The sequence below is a fragment of the Proteus sp. PR00224 genome, from assembly GCF_016238105.1.
Taxonomy (GTDB): domain Bacteria; phylum Pseudomonadota; class Gammaproteobacteria; order Enterobacterales; family Enterobacteriaceae; genus Proteus.
In genome coordinates this window covers 36,642-59,325 of record NZ_JAEHQU010000012.1, presented here as the reverse complement: position 1 = coordinate 59,325, position 22,684 = coordinate 36,642, and the positions used below count along the sequence as shown (strand labels likewise).

Below are 22,684 nucleotides of genomic sequence, written 5' to 3'. Positions count from 1 at the left end.
AAAGGTATCAACAGGCAATCTACATTATCGCAAATTAACTCCCACTGAATGCGCCAGATTACAAACATTCCCCGATGGCTGGTGTGAAAATATAGTTTCAAATTCACAGTCATATAAATGTTATGGCAATGCCTGGACTGTTGATGTTATTGCTCACATATTTAAATGTGCATATAGAGAAAACAAACATGAAGCTGTTCGTCCTGCTGTTAATTATGAACAATCATGCAGTGCCAATATCTGAGGATTTATATACGCAATCGGAATGCAATAAACGTGCTGAATATTTAATGTCAGTGATGAGTGTTGAGGTTATTTGTGGAGAGGTAATGAGAGAATGGATAAATTAAGAGAGAGAATAATAGAAGTTCTTCAATGTAATCAGCTTACCACAGACGAACTATATCACTTATGCAGCCCTGATTATTCAAGGAGTCAGGTTAGTTGTGTGATTGGTCACTTGGAAGCGGGTGGGATTATTAAGAAAAATACTTGTGAATATTGGGAGTTAATTAATGAATAAATACACCGAACTATCTGATTTCGAGATTAATAAAAAGGTTGCTGAAAAGTTAGGTGCAGAATGGTTTGTTACAACCACTGTGTGGGATGAATTAGCTGTCATGGTGGGTAGTAAGTGCTTCAAACCTTGCAATAACCCAGCCGACGCAATGCCGATTATTATTGAGAATGAAATATCGATGATTAAAATCTCAGGTGGCTGGATGTGCTGCCATGGTTCAGTTGGTCAGGTTGAGCATGAAAGCTTATACCGTGGCGCTATGGAATTATTCTTAATAATGAAGGATACGGAGAATGAAGACTGACTACGGAGGTAGCCATACACCAAAGGAATTGCGTGATAGATGGCAAACTCCCCTACCTTTATTCACAGCACTGGACGCTGAATTTGGTTTCTATTTAGATGCCGCCGCCGATAAAAATAACCACCTTTGCTCTCATTACCTAACCGAAAAAGACGACTCGTTAAATTGCGACTGGGAAAGTTATGGCGCTATTTGGATTAACCCACCCTATTCAGATATTCAGCCGTGGATTAATAAAGCCGCCGAACAATGTAAAAAGCAATTACAGCCAGTCGTTATGTTAATACCTGCTGATACTTCTGTCGGTTGGTTTAACTCTGCATTAGAAACAGTTGATGAAGTGAGGCTAATTACAGGAGGAAGAATATCTTTTATTAATGCAGGAACAAACAAACCCGTCAATGGAAACAATAAAGGCTCAATGCTTTTAATATGGCGACCATATATCAAACCACGAAAGATAATTAATACCGTAGATAGAGACGAGTTAATTAATATCGGTAATAAAATATTAAATGAATGGAAAATAGCATAGGTGAATTATGAGATTAATAATTCGCGGTGAAGTCACGCCCATAGAAAGGATTGCTATTAATGAGGCACTGGAAGCCCATAAAAAGAAATACAATAGAACAGGAATAATCGTTAGTCACAAAATAAAGATAGGAAAGAATATCTATCCTGTGGAAATAGAAAACTGTCTTAAATCATATATGGTCACTTTGCGTAATAAAAGGCAAAGACTATGAATGCACAGGCAATGGAAAACGCACGAAGGCAAATAGCAAAGGAATGCTTAATCGAACTCAGAAGCCACGGAATACCCAACGACAAACTAACAACTCAGATCCTCGATAAATACACGCCAAAGTTTAAGCCTCTAAATCACACAAAGTACAATACCAAAGATGTTATGTGCCAATACATCAGAAATCTGCAAAAGGAAGAGAAGAATGGAAGATGACTGCATGACATTGAAAGAGTTTGCAGGGAAGCTAAAACTCTCACCATCAACTATCTATAAAAACCCACCAAAATATTACATGTTTAAGGTGGGCGGTTCATGGCGAGCTAACAAGGAAAGCCTGAAAAAGTTTGAACAGGCGCAGTTTAATGACAATAATGTTTACCGGCTGGCTATGGTCGGTGGCAGGAGAAATTCAAAATGCCGATCTACAAAAGAGGGAATACGTTCTGGATTGATGTCACATCTCCAAGTGGAGAAAGAATTAGGAGATCTACTGGCACCACGAACAAGGTGAAAGCTCAGGAGTATCACGATAAATTAAAGTACGACCTATGGCAGATAGATAAACTAGATAAATCGCCAGAACGAACATTCGATGAGATGATGATTTTGGCGCTAAGAAATGCTGAGGGTCATCGAAGTTTTGCAAATGCACAAACCAATGCAAGGTATTTCCTAGCTATTTTCAAAGGCAGAAAACTATCCACTATTACCAGTGATGAGATCACGAACTCACTGCCTGTGTATAGCACGAAAACAAAGAGAAAACTCTCTAACGCATCCAAAAACAGGTATCGTTCATTTATTATGAGGGCATTTTCATTAGCCCACAAAAGCGGATGGATAAAAGAAAAACCGCATGTTCCATCGTTTAGAGAACCGGTTGTCAGGGTTAGATGGATCGAAAAGGAAGTGGCAATTGAGCTTATTGATAATCTAAAGCTAAAGTGGATGAAAGACTTAGTTAGCTTGGCGTTATTAACTGGAGCAAGACGAGGTGAGTTGCTATCCCTTACTTGGAGCAATGTTGACTTAGATAGAGGGGTTGCAATAGTAACACCTGAAAACTCAAAATCTAACCGAGGTCGCCCTCTTCCCTTAAATGAAGATGCTGTAAATATTTTACGCAATATTCCAAAAGACTTTGAGTATGTATTTACGAGAACTGGGAAAAGAAAACGATCTATCGGTATTGAAGATTTTGAACGGGCAGTTAGATTGACTGGGTTAACAGATTTTAGATTTCATGACCTGCGCCACACATGGGCCAGTTGGCATGTGCAGAGCGGAACACCATTAATGGTGTTAAAAGAAATGGGAGGATGGGAAACATTAGAAATGGTTAAGAGGTATGCCCACTTAAGTGGTGAACATTTAACCAAATATAGTGAGCGCGTCACAATTTCGACACAATCGAAGAATGAAGCCAGCAAAAAGCCACATCTAACACTTTTAACTGGCTGATTAATATAGATTAATATTACCCATCATCTAGTGCAAAACACAATCCTGAATAGATTTAATATCAGAATCTGAATTAGAACCGTTTTTAGCTTGAACAGTTAACTCACGAATACGCTGTAAGTTATTATTAATTTCATTTAATGCCCCTTCTGTGGTTTGGGCAATTGAAATACCGTCGTTCGCATTACGAGAAGCTTGAGTCAAACCATTAATATTTGAGGTAAAACGGTTAGCAATCGCTTGACCCGCAGCATCATCCTTGGCGCTATTAATACGTAAACCTGAAGAGAGACGTTGGATTGCAGTATTTAATACACTTTGAGAGCGATTTAAATTATTTTGAGCAATCAGTGATGTTGGATTAGTCATAATAACTTGTGGCATATAATATTCCTTCAACTTGATTTTAAAACATTTAATGAATAGGTGGGTTATTACGTCACTGTAATAACGTTGCCTAAACACTATCGTCATCAATTTTGAAGGATTTACGATTTTTGGCGTCGCGAAAATAGTAATAAAAGCCAGTCAGTTAATTTGCAAGGAATAATTTATTGTAGAAAAAAGCGAAATAGATCGGAAGAAAAAATAAAACTAAAAAAAGTAGGGCTAAATATAAAATACTGGGAGCCTGTATTCTAAATCTCGTGCAATAATTTCGCCTGAATGTGAAATTTTAAATTGTCTCATTAATGATAATCCTCATAGTGTAGAATATAGGCATCGCCGTTAATAAATTGAAAAGCAATACACCAATTAGCTCTTACTGTAATCGACCAATATCCTTCTCGATCACCTTTTAATTTATGAAGTTTATATATTTGCCGATTTAATTCGCCAATATCTTTAGCTATATCAATAAATTGTAGTCTATCATTAATTCTTTCTACATCATTAGCAAGAACTTCTGATGTAACGCCTTTTTCAAAAAGTTGCTTCAATCCTTTATATTTAAATGATTTTATCATCTTTAAATCCGTATTATACGAGATGTAACACACACTAATGTGTCGTTATAATCACCACAACATAAAATGATTTTTATCGTTTTCTTTAGGAAAAATGCTATATGGACATAATTTTTAAAAATAGATGAAGGAAAAATATAAATACTTTTCAACACAAATGACAAAAAAAGGCCCTCTTACGAGGACCTTTTGAATATAGAAAGGTATCTTTTGTGTCAGAGTACGAATTAACGTAACAGAGACAGAACAGTTTGTGGTACTTGGTTTGCTTGAGCAAGTACAGAAGTACCAGCTTGTTGCAGGATTTGACCACGGCTCATGTTAGAAACTTCTGTTGCATAGTCAGCATCTAAGATACGGCTACGTGAAGCAGATAAGTTGTTAACAGTGTTATTCAGGTTGTTGATAGTAGATTCAAAACGGTTTTGAATCGCACCTAATTTAGAACGGCTTTCATCAATTTTGTTGATAGCTGAGTCTAAAGTTGCTAAAGCGTCATCTTTAACGTCTAAAGTTTTAACGTCTTTACCTGCAACTGCAGTAAATTCATTACCAACAACAGCTGAACCTGCTTTTAAGTTAATTTGAGTAGCAGTAGTACCATCAGCTTCAAAATCTGAAGCAGAAACTAAATAGTTTTTACCGCCTTCACTTGCAACGAATTTACCAGCAACAACTTTGCCATCTTCTTCGTATTTTTTAACTGTCAAGCCACCTTTTAATGTAGTACCACCAGCAACACCTAAATCAGCAATAACAGCATCATCAGCACTTGCTTTCTTCGCGCCTTTAGTAACTGTAGCTTCAGTGAACAGTTTGTCAGTTGCAACGCCTAAAGTATCATTATCAACTTTATCTAAGTTGAATTTGATAGTTTCGTTATCGTTAGTACCAACTTGGATAACCATCTCAGCTTTTTCGCCGCTCAGTACTTTAACACCGTTAAACTGAGTTTGTTCAGAAATACGGTTAATTTCACCAAGACGCTCTTTAACTTCTTCTTGGATTGAAGTGATGTCTGAGTTAGAGTTAGTACCGTTTTTAGCTTGAACTGTTAACTCACGGATACGTTGTAAGTTGTTGTTAATTTCGTTCAGAGCGCCTTCAGTAGTTTGAGCGATAGAGATACCATCGTTCGCATTACGTGAAGCTTGAGTTAAACCATTTACGTTAGAAGTGAAACGGTTAGCAATCGCTTGACCTGCTGCATCGTCTTTAGCGCTGTTGATACGTAAACCAGAAGACAGACGCTCGATTGCACTTCCTAAAGCTCCCTGAGATTTATTCAGGTTGTTTTGAGTTACCAGAGACAGATAGTTGGTATTAATGACTTGTGCCATAGCTAGATTCCTTTAAAATCAAGTCGATAAAATAAAAGTTTGCCTATTCATTTTCGGTGTTAATCACCGGCAACAAGTTTATCGGCACTCCACATACAACCTTTAACTTTTCCTACAAAAATTTCTGCGATTTTTTATAGAATCCATATCAAGTCAATGATAAATAAAGAAATTAAATTATCATTTTTTTATTTATTTTTTATCAATTTTCGTCTCAACGTTTTTTTAACCCATCTAAATTCGACTTTGGTCATCAATGGCAATAAAAGGCTTCTATATGGCAGCCTGTTTCACTCATCAAAAATACTAAATAGACGTAAACTTTTCGCCGATTCTACCGATAACGGTTTTTGAGGATTATTTTACGAACACAGAAAGGAGACCGGTATGGCTGGTATTGCTTCACTAGGCGTGGGCTCAGGGATGCCTCTTAGCCAAACATTGGCACAATTAGAGGCGGCGGAAAATAAACGCCTTGAACCCCTTGATAAACAGATGAAAAGCTACGAAGCCCAAATTACCGCTTACGGTAAGATCCGTAGCCAACTTGATAAGTTACAAAAAGCGTCAGAAAATTTAAAGAAATTTGACGAAATTGTTGCAACAAAAGTAGACGATGAGTTTGATGCCTTTAAAGTGACTACAGATGGTAAAGCCAGCATTGGTAACTATACCGTCTCGATAGATAAACTTGCTCACGCACAAACACTGAAATCAAAAGCGGTAAGCGATGTAAAAGTACCTATTGGAAAAACATTAGGTGATGGTAATAAACGTACCTTAGTGATTACCCAGCCTGGTGAAGAAAAACCATTACGTATTGAGTTAACTGACGATCAAACCTCTATGATTGAATTGCGTGATGCAATCAATAAAAAAGAGGGTAATGTTTCTGCCACTATCGTTAAAGCAAAAGATGGTGTTAACCACTTAGTACTAACTTCACGTAAAGAAGGTACTGATTCACAAATGGAAATCACTGTTGAGGGTGATGATGAACTAAATAATTTTATTAGTTATTCATCTAAATCTAACAGTGGGGCAATGCAAGAAATCGTTAAAGCAAACAATGCTAAATTAACGATTAATGGTATTGAAATTGAACGTCAAACGAATGAAATTAAAGATGCACCAGAAGGGATCACTTTAAATCTTAAGAAAACAACGTTTGATAATAAAGACAAAACAGATAAGCCTGAAATAGTCACTGTTGCTCGTGATATTGAGCCAATGAAAAAAGCGATTCAAGCTTGGACGGATGCTTATAACGAGTTAAACAGTACCTACAAATCTCTCACTAAATACACTCAAGTAGAGAAAGGCGAAGCTTCATCGAAAGATAATGGTGTATTACTCGGTGATACCACCAGCCGTATGATTATGTCTGAACTAAAGAGTTTTGTTACAAGCTCACAAAATACATCAGATATGGATACCCTAAATAAAATGGGTATTAAATTTAAGGTTGATGGCTCTTTAGATATTGATAGCAAAAAACTTGATGAGGCGTTAAAAGAAAAGCCAGCTAACGTCAAAGAGTTTTTTATGGGTGATGGTAAAGAGACAGGATTTGGTACTCAAACTTATAATTTCCTGAAGAAAACACTGCAATCTACAGATGGCACCTTAGATATTGCCACTGATGGTGTAAAAAAACGGAAAAAAACGTTAGATAACCAAATTAAAAATACGGAACGTAATATTGCTGCCACGATGGAACGTTATAAAAACCAGTTCCAACAGTTAGATAAAATGGTGAACTCCATGACTAACTCTAGTGCATCAATCGGCCGTTTATTAATGTAATTTTTAAAAGTAGGATAATATGTATCAACAATCAGCCAGTAAAATGTATGCTCAAATCGACGTTGAAAGCGAGATTTTAAATGCCACGCCTTACCAGCTGATCCAGATCCTATTTAATGGGGCGCTTAGCGCCCTTCGCCGTGCCTTAATATTAATGGAGCAAGGAAATATCGCAGGTAAAGGCGAAAACATTTCTAAAGCCATTAATATTATTGGTAACGGGTTAAAGCAAGGTTTGGATAAAGAAAAAGGTGGCGAGCTTGCAGAAAATCTGGAGCTCCTTTATGACTATATGGTTAATCAGCTACTCGATGCTAACTTAAAAAATAATCCAGAAAAAATTCATGAAGTCATCAAGCTCTTAACTGAAATTTCTGATGCTTGGCAACAAATCGGCACACAGATTAATTCTTATTAAATTAGAGTGGATAACAATATGGATATTATGGCGGCTTACGAGCATGTTTTAAAATCAAGTGAGCAAATGTTAACGCTTGCCAAAGATCAGCAATGGGATAAGCTGATAGAAATGGAAATGGATTATTTAAAAAGCGTAGAAAGTATCACTAAGATGATAAAACCTGCTGACGGTGAGCTGAGACTACAACAACGCCTCACAGATATGCTAAAGAAAATCTTAGAAAACGAAAATGAGACGCGAAATTTATTACGGGCTCGTCTAGATGAGCTTGGCATATTAATAAGACAGACTGAACAAGAGCAGAGGGTACAAAATAGCTATGGTCAGTTTACAGAACATAGTTATTATCCTGATCTCAACCTGAAATAACTCTCCTCTGCGCCAAAAGCGGTTTTATTAGCTAATGGCGTCTTTTTATCTAAGCAATTAGAGACTTTTATTCAGCTAAATTTGTTATCGGTAACGTACTCTTTTCTGGTTTATCTGTAAGTTATTTTATTTATTAGACTGCATGAATACCATATCGATATGAGGAATATTATCTTCAAGATAACTTTCTGAGTCGATAACAAAACCATGAGATTGATAAAAATCGACTAAATAAGTTTGAGCCATTATTTTTACACTATTGGTTTTAAACTGTTTAAAAGATACTGAAATAGCTTCTTTTAATAATAGATGAGCAACGCCACCACCACGATACTCTTTAGCAACAATCACCCGCCCTATTGATGCCTGTGGAAATACCATACCCTGAGGTAATAAACGCGCATAAGCGATTAACTGCGAAGTTATTTTATCATTAGCAAATAGATGTAATGATTGTTGATCAATACCATCCAAATCTTGATAAGCACATTGCTGTTCACAAATAAAAACCTGATTTCTTAAGGCTAAAATAGCGTAAAGCTCATCGGTAGTGAGTTGTGAAAATGATTTTAAAACCCAATTCATGCACTTTATCCCATGGTTTAAAAGTGATAACAAAACAATCAATGATAATGCAATATCATCGACAAAATTTGTGTTTACTATAAATAATGAAATGATAATGTTGATGGTGCGTTTTGCTAGTGAAAAATGCAGAAGAATAAATACTCAATGCAGAAAGATAGGCGATAAAACCGTTAATCTCAATACGTTCAGACTCCCCCACGAGCCTTGATGACTTTTATTACTTTGCTTATCTATTTATAAAGATAATCTCAAAGTCGCTCTAGCCCTTTCCACGCTCTATTTTTTACTTCTGTCACTAAAATGGCAGGATTTAAGGTTATTTTTTCTGCAATTGAAAAAGCCAACTCGATAACTTCTTTGTGATCTTTAGTTTCAGTATGATAATTAAACTCTGCATGAGGCAGAACATATTTACCTTTCAAACCATTAATCTCTTTTTTAAACCCTTCTTTTACCATCTTCTGTGTTAATAACACATAGTCTGCATTTTCGGGATCGGATAACTCTACTCTAACAGTAAACTCAGGCATAGAAACCTCCTACAGTCTATCTATGTCTATTGAAATTCTGTTAGCTCTCAAAAGGCAGTATATTAAATCAACAATCATTTTCCTAGTCAAAAACTGTGATAAATAATGTGATAATGATTGAAATTAGAATCGCCCACTTCACTATGGGCGATTTATTAGCTCATAATAATCTGATAAATAATAATTTATTTAATCACATCATAGAGTTGTTGATTAGATAAGTAATCTGCGGTTAAACCTACTGATGGATTATATTGTCCACCGTGGATCTCAGAGAATGCTTTACCCTCTTTACCTAATGAGACTTTACGTTCATCTTTACCCGTACTTTCATGGATAGAATAGGTTTTACGACGCATTGCTACATATTTATCTGCATCATTAGCAATATCACTGTGATAGCCTGTAATTTGTGCATCCGTTAAGGCTAATTTATTTGCTAAATCACAGCCCCAGCGCGTTAAACAGACCTCTGCAAAATGACGGACTAATAAACCTGGAGCATATAAGCCATTTTCACCATTAGCGCCATCTAAAGAAGCATTACCCACTAATGTGGCATGACGTCCAGAAATAGGGAAAATATGCATTTTAGTTTCAGATTCAATTGTTGGAATAACACAAGTAAATCCTTTAGAGCGTTCATCTCTTGCATAAAATCCGACATATTCTTTGACGTTTTTACCAAGCGTGACTTTTTCAGGTTGGAAATTCAGTGGACCTGGGACAGGATCAATAGCAAAAATATTCACGGGAATATCTTTTAATTGAGGATCTGCCAACATCGCATTCGCTAACATATGGCAAGTAATACCACCACGACTCCAACCCACTAAGTTAACTTGTGTTGGAATAATGCCATCTTTACGGAAGATTCGAATAATTTGCTGTTGAAGTTGTTGCTGAGTGACTTGACGATCGCCATAGTCATATTTACGCCATAAAAAAGAGCCTGTTACTTTGACATCTTCAATGGGAATGCCCGCTTTTTTCAGTTGGTTATACTGCTCTTCGGTTAACTTTTCACGTTGCCAATCAAAGTTACCTTTCATTAAGCAAAGTGCATGCTTCACGTTTTCTTCCCAACCACTACCAAATAGCGAACCCTTGATATCAGAGTAATTAGGACTTTCAACCCATAAATCATCTTCTTGCAGATTACCACTACCCGGGCCATCAACAATAAACCACTGTGCAAACTCTCTTCCTTGGTTATTTTGCGCTAAAGTGGAGACTAATTCGCCTTGCCAGAAGGTCGGATTATTATTATCAAATGAGTTAGACCCAGTACCACATAAATAAACGGTTAATACTGTCATAATTAAATTTCCTTTTATTAATAACTAAAAAATCAAAATAATGATTTTTATTTCCTTGTATTGAGCTATTCCTTAGCCCACCAGCACATTAACCATAAGCCTTTTTTTATTCAATGCGTAAAAGTAAATTAGTAGAGCTGAGATCACATAATTGAATTTTAATTAAGTAAAACAAATAAAAAATCGCTATCAGATCAATGTAATTAAATTATATTAATGAACACCTTATTTTTTTATTATTTCTATTAGTAAATCGATCTATACATAAAGCGCATTAAATAACCAATCCTTAAATTTAGATAAAAAAAATCCCACATTAATAAATGTAGGATTTTCTATTAGGTAGAATGTCTTATAAACGATTAAAAGCAACTACTCTCACCGCAGGAATATCGGCTTGTGCTCCTTCAGCAACTTCCTGACATGCTTTTTCTAACGCAATATGGGGTGTGATCCCACTCTCTGTTTCTACAATTTTATGTCCGGCGTAGGTATCACCATTTCTGGAACGCACTTTATACGCAATAAACCAATATTCCATATCATCACCGTTTACGTTATTAATCATGTAATTACCATAGCCGTTTATGACCTGCTTTAATGTGATAATAATCAATAATTTTTAGTTTAATAAAATCGTTTTATAAAAAGATGAACTTTATCGTAGGAAAATTAAGCGTGATTTTCCATTTCTGATTGTATTATTTTTTTATTTTTACTGCTTTTTCAAAGTGATCAAATTTATGTGTCATTATCCACCACGTTGCAACTTCCATAAGTAATTCAGGATTGTTATTTTTTGTTGTAGTGATTTTCTCATATTCTCTCTATCTTTATTTTTTAGCGTGAGAATAAATAGGTAAGAGTAAATACTCTATCCATGAAATTTATTCCATAACAGAATAAGCAACCAAGCCGCGATAATCCAGCAAATAACCGCCGTAGCCAATGCTGTAAATAATTTTACATAGTTGATCATCACATAGAGTGAAATTAGGTAAATTATATAAGGAATAACAGCCCATAAACTAAAAATAATTGTGGTTCGTAACGCTTCAATAGAACGTTCAGAGCCAACAATATAATGTGCAATAAGTGCAAAAGTTGGAAATAACGGAACCAATCCCGCAATATAGTAATGACGAGATTTCGATAAAACGGCAATTAATACCACTACAAACGCACCTATCAGTGCTTTAATCAGTAATCCCATTATTTTTTCATCAAGTTATAAAAACCTTACTACTATCATACTTATTCATATTGATATGTGAGCTGGTTTTATTTTTAGTTATTTAAAATATAATTAAATATTTAGAAAATAAAATAGAAAAAATTGAGAAGAAAGATGATAACTATGCTTTATACAAAACTAATCCAACATAGGTTAATTAACTTATTTAACAATTACTTTTGATCTTTTTTGAAAGATAAGAAGAGATAAAAAAATGAGTTGCTTTGATATAGATGTGCAAAAGCGCACATCAATAAAATGATGTGTCTATCCCATCTGCAAAAATCGGGGCGCTCATTATCATAAATAACAAACAATAGTATAAGTATTCGAATGTTTAATCACATTCGAAAGCTTATATCATCTATTCAATGACATTGAGCAAGATGCCCCATCTCTATTTTGATTAGGTGTTTTTTATCTCGTTATAGAAAAGAAAAGTCACCTTTATCAAATAAATAAGGTACTACACCTGCATGCTCATAATTTCTTGATAAGCAGCGACTAACTTATTACGCACTTGTACGCCCATTTGTAATGAAATACTGGATTTTTGCATATCCACCATCACATCGTTTAATTCAACACCTGGAGTACCTAAGGTAAACGCTTGAACTTTGTTGGTTGCATTCACTCGAGTTTCATTAATTTTACCCACGGCTTGAACAAGCTGAGTTGCAAATCCTGCTTGTACTGGCTGGGGTTTCGCAATATTGGATGCTTGCAAAGTCTGGATTTGCATTTTATCCAGAACACTTTCAATAGCTGGAATTGACATATAAACCTCTGCGTTAATCATCTAATTCAATTACTGAATCAATGTCATAGTAAGGAAGTGAACCAACACGCTTACCGAGTTATACCCTAACACAGGGGCTTCATTCCAAAGCGAGTAATTAACGCAAAAGTTAAGGGCTAATTACGCCATTAAATGAAACGCAAAAGGCCAATAATGAGACACCTGAGAGTAGGTTTATTTATTTGCGTAAGGGGAGTCTGTTTTGTTACGCCACGCTTTTAGTATTCATCCCGAACTACAAGGCAAGGATTGTCTATGAATGCCGAAAAAACCGACGTTGTGAACCAGAATAAGGGTTTTAACGCCATTATTAACCGGATAAAAGCCGATCCGAAAATTCCGCTCATTATTGCGGGTTCGGCGGCTATTGCCATTTTTGTTGCTGCATTTTTATGGTTACAAAGCCCTGATTATAAGGTGCTTTATAGTAATCTTAGCGATAAAGACGGTGGCGAAATTGTCACACAGTTAACACAGATGAATGTACCTTATCGCTTGTCACAAAATGGCGCAGCGATTATGGTGCCTGACAATCAGGTTCATGAATTACGCCTGAAACTCGCGCAAGCGGGGCTTCCAAAAGGCGGTGCTGCCGGTTTTGAACTGTTAGATAAAGAAAAGTTCGGGATCAGCCAATTTAGTGAACAGATTAACTATCAACGTGCACTTGAAGGTGAGCTTGCTCGCACTATCGAGACATTAGGTCCTGTACAAAATGCCCGAGTTCATTTAGCACTACCAAAACCATCTCTTTTTGTTCGTGAACAGAAATCCCCTTCTGCATCCGTTACGGTGGGTCTTTTACAGGGTAGAGCGCTGGATGAAGGTCAAATTAATGCCATCGTGCATATCGTTGCGAGCAGTGTTGCAGGTATGCCTGATAGCAGTGTGACCATCGTCGACCAAAGCGGCAAATTATTGACACAACCTGATGCATTAGGTCGTGATCTTAATTCTATCCAACTGAAATATGTTCAAGAGCTAGAAAGCCGTTATCAGCAACGTATTGAAACGTTATTAGGCCCAATTGTGGGTCGTGGAAACGTTCATGCACAGGTGACTGCTCAAGTTGATTTCTCTCATACAGAAGAGACTGCTGAAGAGTACAAACCAAACCAGCCACCAAATCAAGCCGCAGTGCGTTCAAAACAATTGAGCCAAAGTGAGCAGAATGGTGGCATGTTAGCTGGCGGCGTTCCTGGTGCATTATCTAATCAACCTGTTGCTCCACCACAAGCACCTATTGAAGCGCCAAAAGCGCAAGAAGGTGAGAAAGCAGATGACGCCAATGCAACGGGTACAAATCGCACATTAACGCGTAATCCAAACAGTAATAGCCGTTTAGATGAAACAACCAACTATGAAGTTGATCGCCGAATTCGCCATATCAAGCGTCCAGTAGGTAATGTCGAGCGTCTTTCTGTCGCTGTTATTGTGAACTACAAAACAGTTGAAGATAAGAAAGAAGCCGCTGAAGGCGAAGAGCCTGTTGTTGAAACTAAACTTGTTCCGCTAACTGATGAGCAAATTCAGCAAATTGAAGGACTTGTTCGTGAAGCGATGGGCTATTCCCAAGAGCGTGGTGACTCTTTAAGTGTCGTGAACTCCCAGTTTAACGATATTGAAGAGAAAGTGATCACCGTTCCTGTATGGGAAAACCCAGATATTCTTGCGAAAGCATTAGATTTAGGTCGCTGGTTATTACTTGTCATCATCGCATGGATCTTATGGCGCAAACTGGTGAAACCACAGCTTGAAAAACGCCGTGAAGCTGAAATTGCTGCACAGAAAGCCGTGCTGAAAACCAAGCTACAAGTTAAAGATGATGTTGATGAAGCAGAATTAGATGACGAAGCAAGACGTAAACAAGCACGTAAACGTGTGAGTGCCGAATTGCAGAGCCAACGTATCCGTGAAATGGCAGAGAAAGATCCTCGTGTCGTCGCAATGGTAATTCGTCAATGGATGAGTAAAGAGCAATGAGTAATAACTTAACTGGAACCGAAAAAAGCGCCGTTATGTTACTAACTCTCGGTGAAGACCGAGCGGCGGAAGTATTTAAACATCTAAGTACACGAGAAGTTCAGCAACTCAGTATTGCAATGTCATCAATGCGCCATATCTCAAATCAGCAATTAATTGATGTTATGGCAAGCTTTGAAGAAGATGCGGTTCAATATGCCGCATTGAACGTGAATGCAAATGACTACTTGCGCTCTGTTCTTGTTAAAGCCTTGGGTGAAGAACGCGCTAATAACCTGTTAGATGAGATCTCTGAAACACGAGAAACTTCAACAGGGATTGAAACGCTTAACTTTATGGAACCACAAATGGCTGCCGATATTATCCGCGACGAACATCCGCAGATTATCGCAACCATCTTGGTTCACCTTAAACGAGGTCAAGCGGCAGATATTCTGGCACTGTTCGATGAGAAACTGCGTAATGACGTAATGCTTCGTATCGCGACATTTGGGGGTGTTCAGCCGTCAGCATTAGCAGAGTTAACTGAAGTACTGAATAACCTGCTTGATGGTCAAAACCTCAAACGCAGTAAAATGGGTGGTGTTCGTACTGCTGCTGAAATCATCAACTTGATGAAGAGCCAGCAAGAAGAGAATGTCATTACTGCAGTTCGCGATTACGACGGTGAATTGGCACAAAAAATTATCGACGAAATGTTCCTGTTCGAAAACCTTATCGATATCGACAACCGTTCAATTCAGCGCATTCTACAGGAAGTGGAATCCGACTCCTTGGTTGTGGCATTGAAAGGGTGCGATCAAGAGCTGCGCGATCACTTCCTTGCCAATATGTCGCAACGTGCTGCTGAGATCATGCGTGATGACTTGAGTTCTCGCGGCCCTGTTCGTATGTCTCAAGTGGAAGCAGAGCAGAAAGCAATTCTGCTTGTGGTACGCAAATTAGCAGAGACTGGTGAGGTTGTTCTTCATGGAGGAGACGATACCTATGTCTGATAAACATACTGATACTAACTGGAAGCCTTGGGTTCCCAAAGAACTCACTGATTGGGCATTAAATGTCGAGGACACGACAGAAGACGAAAAGGAAGTCGAAAAACAGGAAAAAGAAGTCGTTCAGCAACAGAAAGTCCTTGAGCAAATTAATATGCTTGATGACATGAAAGAAAAGGCTCAAAAATTGGGCCACGCTGAAGGCTTTGAGGCAGGGAAAAACCAGGGTTATCAGGAAGGCTATCAGGCTGGATTACAATCAGGTATTGAAGAAGGTATTCGCCAAGGCATTGCTCAACAATCGCCATTAATTAATGAATGGCAAGGATTGTTGGCTGAATTTAGGCACTCTTTAAATGGGTTAGACAGTGTTATTGCTTCACGTTTAATGCAAATCGCCCTCACAGCGGCAAAAGAAGTTCTGGGTCAGCCTGCTGTTTGTGATGGGTCTGCATTACTGGCGCAAATAACCTTAATGTTGCAACAAGAACAAATGTTCTCAAACAACCCACAGTTAAGAGTTAACCCAAAACATATTCCACAAATTGAAAAAGAGCTGGGTGATTCACTTTCTGCTCATGGTTGGAAAGTAGTTGCCGATAACAGTATTCATGTTGGTGGATGCCGTGTTGTGACAAATGATGGCGATCTTGATGCCACGATTGCAACTCGTTGGCATGAGCTTTGTCGTCTTGCTGCTCCGGAGGCGTTGTAATGACAGCAAGATTGGGGCGTTGGTTAGAAAAACTCAGTGATGCAGAAGCACGTTTAAATAAAATTCCGCGTGTACGTCAATATGGTCGTTTAACCAGAGCAACAGGTTTAGTCATGGAAGCTAAGGGGCTTGTTATGCCCCTTGGCTCTACGTGTTTAATAGAACGTACCATTGGTAAAACTGTTGAAGAAGTTGAAAGTGAAGTCGTTGGGTTCAATGGTAGCCAAATGTTGTTAATGCCTTTACAGGAAGTCGAGGGATTAACACCGGGTGCTCGTGTTTATGCACAGGCCACTCCGAGTGGTGAAAATGAAGGTCGCCAATTGCCTCTTGGCGATGCGCTGTTAGGGCGTGTTTTAGATGGCTCTGGTTATCCTTTAGATGGTTTACCACCACCCGATACAGGTTATCGTGCGCCACTGATCACTCCACCTATCAATCCACTACAACGTACCCCTATTACTGATGTACTGGATGTAGGCGTGCGTGCAATCAACTCACTGTTAACCGTGGGTCGTGGTCAGCGTATGGGGCTTTTTGCAGGTTCTGGTGTAGGTAAAAGTGTGCTATTAGGCATGATGGCGCGTTTTACCCAAGCTGATGTCATTGTTGTTGGATTAATTGGTGAACGTGGACGTGAAGTTAAAGACTTTATCGAAAATATTCTCGGTACTGAAGGTTTAGCACGCTCAGTGGTTGTAGCAGCACCTGCTGACGTATCACCACTTCTTCGTATGCAAGGTGCTTCTTATGCAACGCGTATTGCAGAAGATTTTCGTGATCGCGGAAAACATGTCTTACTGATTATGGACTCACTCACACGTTACAGTATGGCGCAACGTGAAATCGCTCTTGCTGTAGGCGAACCGCCTGCAACCAAAGGGTATCCACCTTCTGTCTTCGCTAAATTACCTGCACTCGTCGAACGTGCAGGAAATGGCGTTGATGGTGGTGGTTCTATCACGGCTTTCTATACTGTTTTAACTGAAGGTGATGATCAGCAAGATCCAATTGCAGACTCTGCTCGTGCGATTTTAGATGGTCATATCGTGCTTTCGCGTTCTCTGGCAGAATCTGGGCACTACCCTGCTATTGATATCGAAGCCTCTATTAGCCGTGCAATGACATCACTGATTGATAAAACACATTATCGTCGCGTACAAGTATTTAAACAGCTTTTGTCTAGCTATCAACGTAACCGCGATTTAATTAACGTAGGTGCTTATGCTGCGGGTAGTGATCCTATGCTTGATAAAGCCATTGCACTTTATCCGTCCCTCGCGAAGTTCTTACAACAAGATATCCAAGAGCAATGCAGTTATCAAAGTGCATGTGAGCAACTTAATCAACTGATCACAGTAAACTAATTCTGAACATAATCAGAGAAAGTAAAGAGGGTTCCAATGCGGGAGCAGTCACCTTTAGTGACACTGAGAGAACTGGCACAGACAGCGGCTGAACAAGCCGCTATTCAACTGGCTCAGGTCCGGCAGAGTCATCAACAAATGGAACAGCAACTCAATATGTTGATTGGGTATCAGGATGAATACCGTGTACGTCTAAATGAAACGTTGAATTTGGGGGGGATGTCGTCAGCATCGTGGCAAAACTACCAACAATTTCTCAAAACGCTCGAATTGACTATCGAACAACATAAACAACAACTTCAACATTGGCAGGCGCAGCTCGATCTTGCAACTGAACAATGGAGAGAAAAACAGCAACGACTCAATGCATTTGAGACTTTGGAGCAACGTGCTGAAGATAGCCGTAAGCGACATCTTGATCGTATTGAACAGAAACAAATGGACGAGTACGCACAGCGTAGTACTTTACGGAGAACAACTTGATGGAGATAACGCTTCTGACCATGGATGTCGCTGCAGCCTCTTCGGGAACGACATCCGCTTCAAATAGTCAGCCCGGTGATAATGCCCCGACATTTGCTCAGCTTTTGGGCTCTCAACCCCAAAATACACAGAGTGATAAAAAGACAGCCAATATCACAAACCATTCAACGAAAGAAAACAAAGCACATTCACACTCTGATGAAGACAAAACAAAAGAAGACGGTAGTCATCTTGCGTCTGTCACCACAGAACCCAATGTGATAGAAGAGCCATCTTTTGAGAAATCTCAATTGACTCTGACTTTGCCAGATAATGAACAATTTGCGGCTATTGTTGAAAATAAAACCCCTTCTTTATTAATGTCAGCAGAAGAACTTGCTGCTGAACTTCCCGTTCAGTTAGCAGGACTACCTGGATTAAAACGGCTTACCCTTCCCTCAGAGCAACTGACTCAAGCATTACAACAGCCTCAATCAGTTAAACGTGGTGAAGATTTAGCCTCGTTAGCACGCACTATTTCAAAAGATGGTGATATGTCGGACTTCAACCTTACCGACAAGCTTAATCTATCAAAATCAGATGAAAAGTCCTTGTTAACCCAGCTACGTCCAGAGACGGCGACATTAGCAACAGAAAGTACGCTTGTCGCTGCTAATCAAACAGAAAAGCCTTCTGCGAAAAAAGTAGATAGCATCGCGACACTTTTAACGCCAACAGCAGAAAAAGTGAATGCATTGCTAAACGGCGATAAGCAAGTTGCAAATGCAAAATTAGCGGACAATGTTGCTCAGCAAATGGTGACAGGTAATCGTGTTGTAGAAAGCGATCTTCACAACACCCTTTCTACCTCTTCTTCTTTGGCTTCGCAAAGCATTACGGCTCATGCTCACTCTTCAACACAACCACAAATGCAATTTTCACCGATGGCAACACAGGTATTAAATGCACAAGTGGGAACACAAGAGTGGCAACAGCAACTAAATCAACAAATTGTGATGTTTAGCCGTAATGGCTTACAAAAGGCAGAGCTACGTTTACACCCTGAAGAGCTAGGTTCATTGCATATCCGCATGAAAATAGAAGATGGGCAAGCGCAGTTGCACCTTGCTTCACAAAATGGACAAGTTCGTTCTGTATTAGAAAATGCCATGCATCAATTGCGTCAAGCTCTCTCTGAAAATGGGATCCAGCTCACGCAGAGTCAGGTGTCTAGCGACACTCATGACAGTTGGCAACAACAAAATATGTCAGATTCCTCTCAATTTAGTGGAGATGGTGCCGATAATCATCAAGGAAGCGAGGGTAATTCTCTGCAATTAGCCTCTGAAACGGCACTACAAAAGATAACCCTTACGCCTCAAGAATTAGCATCTGCTCGTGGTGGTGTTGATATTTTTGCCTAATACAAATGTATTGGGAGGACACCCTATGTCAATAAACGTAAGAGTTAATGGTTTTTTCCCTATCTGTTTCTGCAATTAAAAAACAGAAATAGCGGGATAATTAAGGTTGATTTAGATGGATATGGAAGTCCACAACAGTGAACACGTATCCACTACAAAACAGGAATTTAACTGTCCATGTCTAATTACAGCAATGAACGTAAAAGCTATAGCTTAATTCTGATCATCGTATTATTGGTGATCGCCATTATTGCAGCGGCATTCGGTGGATATAGTTGGTGGGCATTGAAGCATGCTAAATCAGGTTCAGCGGGCACAAATCAGGAAAAAGTTATACCAGCACCCGTTTTTATGTCATTAGAACCCTTTACGGTAAATTTAATTGATGACGAAGAACACTTAGACAGAGTGCTCTACATAGGGATCACATTAAGATTACATAATGAAGAAACTCGTAAACGTCTACATGATTATTTACCTGAGGTTCGTAGCCGCTTGTTATTACTGCTTTCTCGTCAACAGGCTAATAAGCTTGCGACAGACAATGGAAAACTCCAGCTAATGACGGATGTAAAAGAAACGCTGAGACCGACTCTCGTACCGGGAGAATCTGAACAGATCCTCTCCGATGTACTGTTTACCACGTTTATTCTGCGATAATCATTATGAGCGATAATATCCTTTCACAGGCAGAGATTGATGCTCTGCTGAATGATGACACATCAGGTGACGACGCCAAAAAAAGCGCGAACAGGGAACCTGCGATAGCGAAGGATCCGAATGAACCGGATATTCAGCCTTATGACCCCAACACGCAACGTCGTGTGGTTCGAGAACGTTTACAGTCGTTAGAAATTATTAACGAACGCTTTGCACGTCAATTCCGTATGGGGCTGTTTAACATGCTCCGTCGGAGTCCTGACATTACTGTTGGTGGCGTTAAAATTCACCCTTATCACGACTTTGCTCGTAACTTACCTGTGCCAACAAACCTTAACTTGGTGCATTTAAAGCCTTTACGAGGAACAGCATTATTTACCTTTGAACCCAATCTGGTTTATATCGCGGTAGATAACCTGTTCGGTGGTGATGGCCGTTTTCCAATCCCTGTGGAAGGACGTGAATTTACCAACACAGAGCAGCGGATCATCAACAAAATGTTGAAACTGGCACTTGATGCCTACCGTGATGCTTGGGATTCCATATTCAAAATTCAGGTGGAATATGTTCGTTCTGAAATGCAGGTGAAATTTACCAATATCACCTCATCACCGAATGACATTGTTGTTACAACACCTTTTCAGGTGGAAATTGGTTCAATGGTTGGGGAATTTAGTATTTGTATTCCATTTGCCATGATTGAACCATTACGTGAACGACTGATTAATCCACCAATTGAAAATGTTCGTCAAGAAGATGGGGTTTGGTTAGATAGTTTAGTCAACCAAGTTCAGCATTCAGAGCTAGAACTGGTCGCAAACTTTGCTGACATCCCACTGCGTTTATCAAAAGTGCTAACACTTAAAGCTGGGGATGTTATCCCAATTGATAGACCAGAAAGATTGATTGCACATGTTGATGGTGTGCCCGTATTAACAAGCCAATACGGTACAGTAAATGGGCAATATGCCCTTCGTGTTGAACACCTAATTAACCCTGTTTTAAACGCTCTGGATGAGGAACAAACCAATGAGTGATGCAAATCGCCCAACTGATAATTCACAATCGGCTGAGGATATGTGGGCTGATGCAATGGAACAGCAAACTGGGAAAAGCCAGGATAATAGTTCCGATCTATTTGAACATCTTTTACCTGAAGACGATACGCTGAACCATCTATCTGATATCAATTTGATTATGGATATTCCAGTCAAATTAACAGTAGAGTTAGGCCGTACCAAAATGACCATTAAAAAATTACTGAGCCTGTCACAAGGTTCTGTCGTTTCACTGGATGGTTTAGCTGGTGAGCCTCTTGATATTCTTATCAATGGCTATTTAATCGCTCAAGGTGAAGTTGTTGTTGTTTCTGATAAATACGGTATTCGCATTACCGATATCATTACGCCATCAGAACGTATGCGTCGTCTGAGCCGTTAATCTATGGAACAGCTTCCTTCCTTTTCCAGCCAAGGTGCGGTAAATACTACCGCACCCGCTACAACACAAACTGTTCAAACACCTACACAGCCGTTGCCTGTAGGTCAAAGTCTTGCTCAAGTTAGCTCGGCACTTGCAGGCATTATCGTTCTTATTATTGTTGCTATGTGGTTATTTCGCCGTTTTGGCTTTACCCGTGGTTCATTTAAAGGAACGACAGCACAACTTAGCGTTAAAGCAAGTTGTTCATTAGGTGCAAAAGAACGTGTGGTGGTGGTTGAAGTAGAACAGGAATGGCTCGTATTAGGTGTAACTGCATCGCAGGTAAATCTGCTGCATAAATTACCCGTCCCTGATAAAGCCTCGCAGGAAGCGAACTCATCACCAACATCGCCATTGTTTACTCAAATATTACAAAAAACGCTAAAGCGAGATAAAGGCAACTCATAATGCATCAGTGTGTCACTTTTTTTAACGCATTAAAGCGTTGGCGTCTCTTCGCTAGTGTGCTGGTTTTAATCTTGTTACCTACCAGTGCGTTTGCCCAATTTCCGAGTGTTATTACACAGCCTTTACCGGGTGGTGGTCAAAGTTGGTCATTACCAGTACAAACATTAATCTTCATTACAGCGTTGGGGTTTATTCCTGCTATTTTGCTGATGATGACAAGTTTTACCCGCATTATTATTGTCCTTGGATTACTACGTAATGCTTTAGGTACACCTTCTGCACCACCAAACCAAGTGGTTCTTGGTTTGGCGTTATTTATGACCTTTTTCATTATGGCACCGGTTTTTGATAAAATTTATCAAGATGCCTATATGCCATTTACTGAAGATCAAATTACCTTCGAGCAAGCCTTAGAGAATGGCTCTAAACCTTTGCGTCAGTTTATGATGCAACAAACGCGTGAAACTGACTTAGCTCTGTTTGCTCGTCTTGCCGATGCGCCTGCGTTTGAAACTCGCGAAAGTGTACCAATGCGTATTTTGGTGCCTGCTTATATTACGAGTGAGTTAAAAACCGCCTTCCAAATCGGTTTTATGATTTTTATTCCTTTTCTTATTATCGACTTAGTTGTTGCCAGTGTATTAATGGCGCTAGGTATGATGATGGTGCCACCTGCCACAGTCTCATTGCCATTTAAACTCATGCTTTTTGTTTTAGTAGATGGTTGGCAATTAATACTAGGCTCGCTTGCACAAAGCTTTTTCAATTAGCGCAGAGG

29 protein-coding genes and 2 pseudogenes are annotated in these 22,684 nt (G+C 39.0%); 21 read left to right on the top strand and 10 right to left on the bottom strand.

Going from position 1 to position 22,684, the window contains the following annotated elements:
* The 7 genes from JEP71_RS16465 to JEP71_RS16435 form a co-directional block, all read left to right on the top strand.
* The coding region (locus tag JEP71_RS16465) for a DNA cytosine methyltransferase (RefSeq protein ID WP_198626613.1) at positions 1-244 on the top strand (244 nt) is incomplete at its 5' end.
* 93 nt (positions 245-337) lie between these two features.
* Complete coding sequence (locus JEP71_RS16460; protein ID WP_196532499.1) at positions 338-523, top strand: hypothetical protein; 186 nt, start codon at positions 338-340, stop codon at positions 521-523.
* Entirely contained in the window at positions 516-827 is a 312-nt protein-coding gene (locus tag JEP71_RS16455) for a phage protein NinX family protein (RefSeq protein WP_198626612.1), read from the top strand. Before JEP71_RS16460 ends, JEP71_RS16455 begins: the two co-directional genes overlap by 8 nt.
* A complete protein-coding gene (locus JEP71_RS16450; protein ID WP_198626611.1) occupies positions 817-1,362 on the top strand; it encodes a phage N-6-adenine-methyltransferase in 546 nt (181 codons plus the stop codon). Before JEP71_RS16455 ends, JEP71_RS16450 begins: the two co-directional genes overlap by 11 nt.
* Before the next feature lie 7 nt (positions 1,363-1,369).
* Positions 1,370-1,576, top strand: a complete 207-nt coding sequence (locus JEP71_RS16445; RefSeq protein ID WP_198626610.1) for a DUF4060 family protein — start codon at positions 1,370-1,372, stop codon at positions 1,574-1,576.
* A gap of 204 nt (positions 1,577-1,780) precedes the next feature.
* Positions 1,781-2,089, top strand: coding sequence for a hypothetical protein (locus JEP71_RS16440; RefSeq protein WP_198626609.1), 309 nt, complete (start codon positions 1,781-1,783; stop codon positions 2,087-2,089).
* Complete coding sequence (locus tag JEP71_RS16435; RefSeq protein ID WP_198626608.1) at positions 1,993-3,039, top strand: tyrosine-type recombinase/integrase; 1,047 nt, start codon at positions 1,993-1,995, stop codon at positions 3,037-3,039. Before JEP71_RS16440 ends, JEP71_RS16435 begins: the two co-directional genes overlap by 97 nt.
* A gap of 42 nt (positions 3,040-3,081) precedes the next feature.
* Here the strand turns inward: JEP71_RS16435 and JEP71_RS16430 are convergent.
* The 3 genes and pseudogenes from JEP71_RS16430 to JEP71_RS16420 form a co-directional block, all read right to left on the bottom strand.
* Positions 3,082-3,423, bottom strand: a pseudogene (locus tag JEP71_RS16430) (flagellin N-terminal helical domain-containing protein); the annotation flags it as partial.
* A 305-nt stretch (positions 3,424-3,728) separates the two neighbouring features.
* Positions 3,729-4,007 carry a type II toxin-antitoxin system RelE/ParE family toxin gene (locus JEP71_RS16425; protein WP_198626607.1) on the bottom strand — a complete coding sequence of 93 codons (279 nt, stop codon included), beginning with the start codon at positions 4,005-4,007 and terminating at the stop codon, positions 3,729-3,731.
* Positions 4,008-4,234: 227 nt separating this feature from the next.
* Positions 4,235-5,347 (bottom strand): FliC/FljB family flagellin, encoded by a 1,113-nt coding sequence (locus JEP71_RS16420; RefSeq protein ID WP_198626606.1) that lies wholly within the window; start codon positions 5,345-5,347, stop codon positions 4,235-4,237.
* A 387-nt stretch (positions 5,348-5,734) separates the two neighbouring features.
* Between JEP71_RS16420 and fliD the strand changes: the two genes are divergently transcribed.
* The 3 genes from fliD to fliT are packed head-to-tail and all read left to right on the top strand — an operon-like array spanning position 5,735 to position 7,943.
* Positions 5,735-7,153, top strand: a complete 1,419-nt coding sequence (fliD, locus tag JEP71_RS16415; RefSeq protein ID WP_198626605.1) for a flagellar filament capping protein FliD — start codon at positions 5,735-5,737, stop codon at positions 7,151-7,153.
* Positions 7,154-7,172: 19 nt separating this feature from the next.
* Positions 7,173-7,571, top strand: coding sequence for a flagellar export chaperone FliS (gene fliS, locus JEP71_RS16410; RefSeq protein ID WP_023581844.1), 399 nt, complete (start codon positions 7,173-7,175; stop codon positions 7,569-7,571).
* An 18-nt stretch (positions 7,572-7,589) separates the two neighbouring features.
* Complete coding sequence (fliT, locus tag JEP71_RS16405) at positions 7,590-7,943, top strand: flagellar protein FliT (protein WP_023581843.1); 354 nt, start codon at positions 7,590-7,592, stop codon at positions 7,941-7,943.
* A gap of 126 nt (positions 7,944-8,069) precedes the next feature.
* On the opposite strand, the gene JEP71_RS16400 is transcribed toward fliT, so the two are convergent.
* From JEP71_RS16400 to fliE, 7 genes and pseudogenes are all read right to left on the bottom strand, one after another.
* Positions 8,070-8,528, bottom strand: a complete 459-nt coding sequence (locus JEP71_RS16400) for a GNAT family N-acetyltransferase (protein ID WP_198619839.1) — start codon at positions 8,526-8,528, stop codon at positions 8,070-8,072.
* 251 nt (positions 8,529-8,779) lie between these two features.
* Positions 8,780-9,061 carry a DUF2622 domain-containing protein gene (locus JEP71_RS16395; RefSeq protein WP_198619838.1) on the bottom strand — a complete coding sequence of 94 codons (282 nt, stop codon included), beginning with the start codon at positions 9,059-9,061 and terminating at the stop codon, positions 8,780-8,782.
* A gap of 185 nt (positions 9,062-9,246) precedes the next feature.
* Positions 9,247-10,380 (bottom strand): hypothetical protein, encoded by a 1,134-nt coding sequence (locus tag JEP71_RS16390; RefSeq protein WP_198626604.1) that lies wholly within the window; start codon positions 10,378-10,380, stop codon positions 9,247-9,249.
* A gap of 352 nt (positions 10,381-10,732) precedes the next feature.
* Positions 10,733-10,948: a hypothetical protein gene (locus JEP71_RS16385; RefSeq protein ID WP_023581839.1), complete on the bottom strand. Its 216-nt coding sequence runs from the start codon at positions 10,946-10,948 to the stop codon at positions 10,733-10,735.
* Positions 10,949-11,052: 104 nt separating this feature from the next.
* Positions 11,053-11,180 (bottom strand): annotated as a pseudogene (locus JEP71_RS17615) (DUF6500 family protein); the annotation flags it as partial.
* Between the two features lie 74 nt (positions 11,181-11,254).
* Positions 11,255-11,593 carry a GlpM family protein gene (locus tag JEP71_RS16380; RefSeq protein WP_198626603.1) on the bottom strand — a complete coding sequence of 113 codons (339 nt, stop codon included), beginning with the start codon at positions 11,591-11,593 and terminating at the stop codon, positions 11,255-11,257.
* Positions 11,594-12,080: 487 nt separating this feature from the next.
* Complete coding sequence (fliE, locus tag JEP71_RS16375) at positions 12,081-12,392, bottom strand: flagellar hook-basal body complex protein FliE (RefSeq protein ID WP_004248328.1); 312 nt, start codon at positions 12,390-12,392, stop codon at positions 12,081-12,083.
* Positions 12,393-12,668: 276 nt separating this feature from the next.
* Here fliE and fliF point away from each other — a divergent pair, with 276 nt between their 5' ends.
* The 11 genes from fliF (at position 12,669) to fliP (ending at position 22,676) form a co-directional block, all read left to right on the top strand.
* A complete protein-coding gene (gene fliF / locus JEP71_RS16370) occupies positions 12,669-14,396 on the top strand; it encodes a flagellar basal-body MS-ring/collar protein FliF (protein WP_198619836.1) in 1,728 nt (575 codons plus the stop codon).
* Positions 14,393-15,391, top strand: coding sequence for a flagellar motor switch protein FliG (fliG, locus tag JEP71_RS16365; protein WP_109373784.1), 999 nt, complete (start codon positions 14,393-14,395; stop codon positions 15,389-15,391). Before fliF ends, fliG begins: the two co-directional genes overlap by 4 nt.
* Positions 15,384-16,103, top strand: a complete 720-nt coding sequence (gene fliH / locus JEP71_RS16360) for a flagellar assembly protein FliH (RefSeq protein WP_109373785.1) — start codon at positions 15,384-15,386, stop codon at positions 16,101-16,103. The genes fliG and fliH overlap by 8 nt, the downstream gene beginning before the upstream one ends.
* On the top strand, positions 16,103-17,470 hold the full coding sequence (gene fliI, locus JEP71_RS16355; protein ID WP_198619835.1) for a flagellar protein export ATPase FliI: 1,368 nt from the start codon (positions 16,103-16,105) through the stop codon (positions 17,468-17,470). The genes fliH and fliI overlap by 1 nt, the downstream gene beginning before the upstream one ends.
* Positions 17,471-17,506: 36 nt before the next feature.
* Positions 17,507-17,953, top strand: coding sequence for a flagellar export protein FliJ (fliJ, locus tag JEP71_RS16350; RefSeq protein ID WP_006533149.1), 447 nt, complete (start codon positions 17,507-17,509; stop codon positions 17,951-17,953).
* A complete protein-coding gene (locus JEP71_RS16345) occupies positions 17,953-19,356 on the top strand; it encodes a flagellar hook-length control protein FliK (RefSeq protein ID WP_198626602.1) in 1,404 nt (467 codons plus the stop codon). Before fliJ ends, JEP71_RS16345 begins: the two co-directional genes overlap by 1 nt.
* A 177-nt stretch (positions 19,357-19,533) precedes the next feature.
* A complete protein-coding gene (fliL, locus tag JEP71_RS16340; RefSeq protein WP_109373788.1) occupies positions 19,534-20,016 on the top strand; it encodes a flagellar basal body-associated protein FliL in 483 nt (160 codons plus the stop codon).
* A 5-nt stretch (positions 20,017-20,021) separates the two neighbouring features.
* A complete protein-coding gene (gene fliM / locus JEP71_RS16335) occupies positions 20,022-21,053 on the top strand; it encodes a flagellar motor switch protein FliM (RefSeq protein ID WP_109373789.1) in 1,032 nt (343 codons plus the stop codon).
* Positions 21,046-21,456, top strand: a complete 411-nt coding sequence (fliN, locus tag JEP71_RS16330; protein ID WP_006533153.1) for a flagellar motor switch protein FliN — start codon at positions 21,046-21,048, stop codon at positions 21,454-21,456. Before fliM ends, fliN begins: the two co-directional genes overlap by 8 nt.
* Before the next feature lie 3 nt (positions 21,457-21,459).
* A complete protein-coding gene (gene fliO, locus JEP71_RS16325; protein ID WP_198626601.1) occupies positions 21,460-21,906 on the top strand; it encodes a flagellar biosynthetic protein FliO in 447 nt (148 codons plus the stop codon).
* Positions 21,906-22,676: a flagellar type III secretion system pore protein FliP gene (gene fliP, locus JEP71_RS16320; protein WP_232797659.1), complete on the top strand. Its 771-nt coding sequence runs from the start codon at positions 21,906-21,908 to the stop codon at positions 22,674-22,676. The genes fliO and fliP overlap by 1 nt, the downstream gene beginning before the upstream one ends.
* Positions 22,677-22,684: the final 8 nt, after the last annotated feature.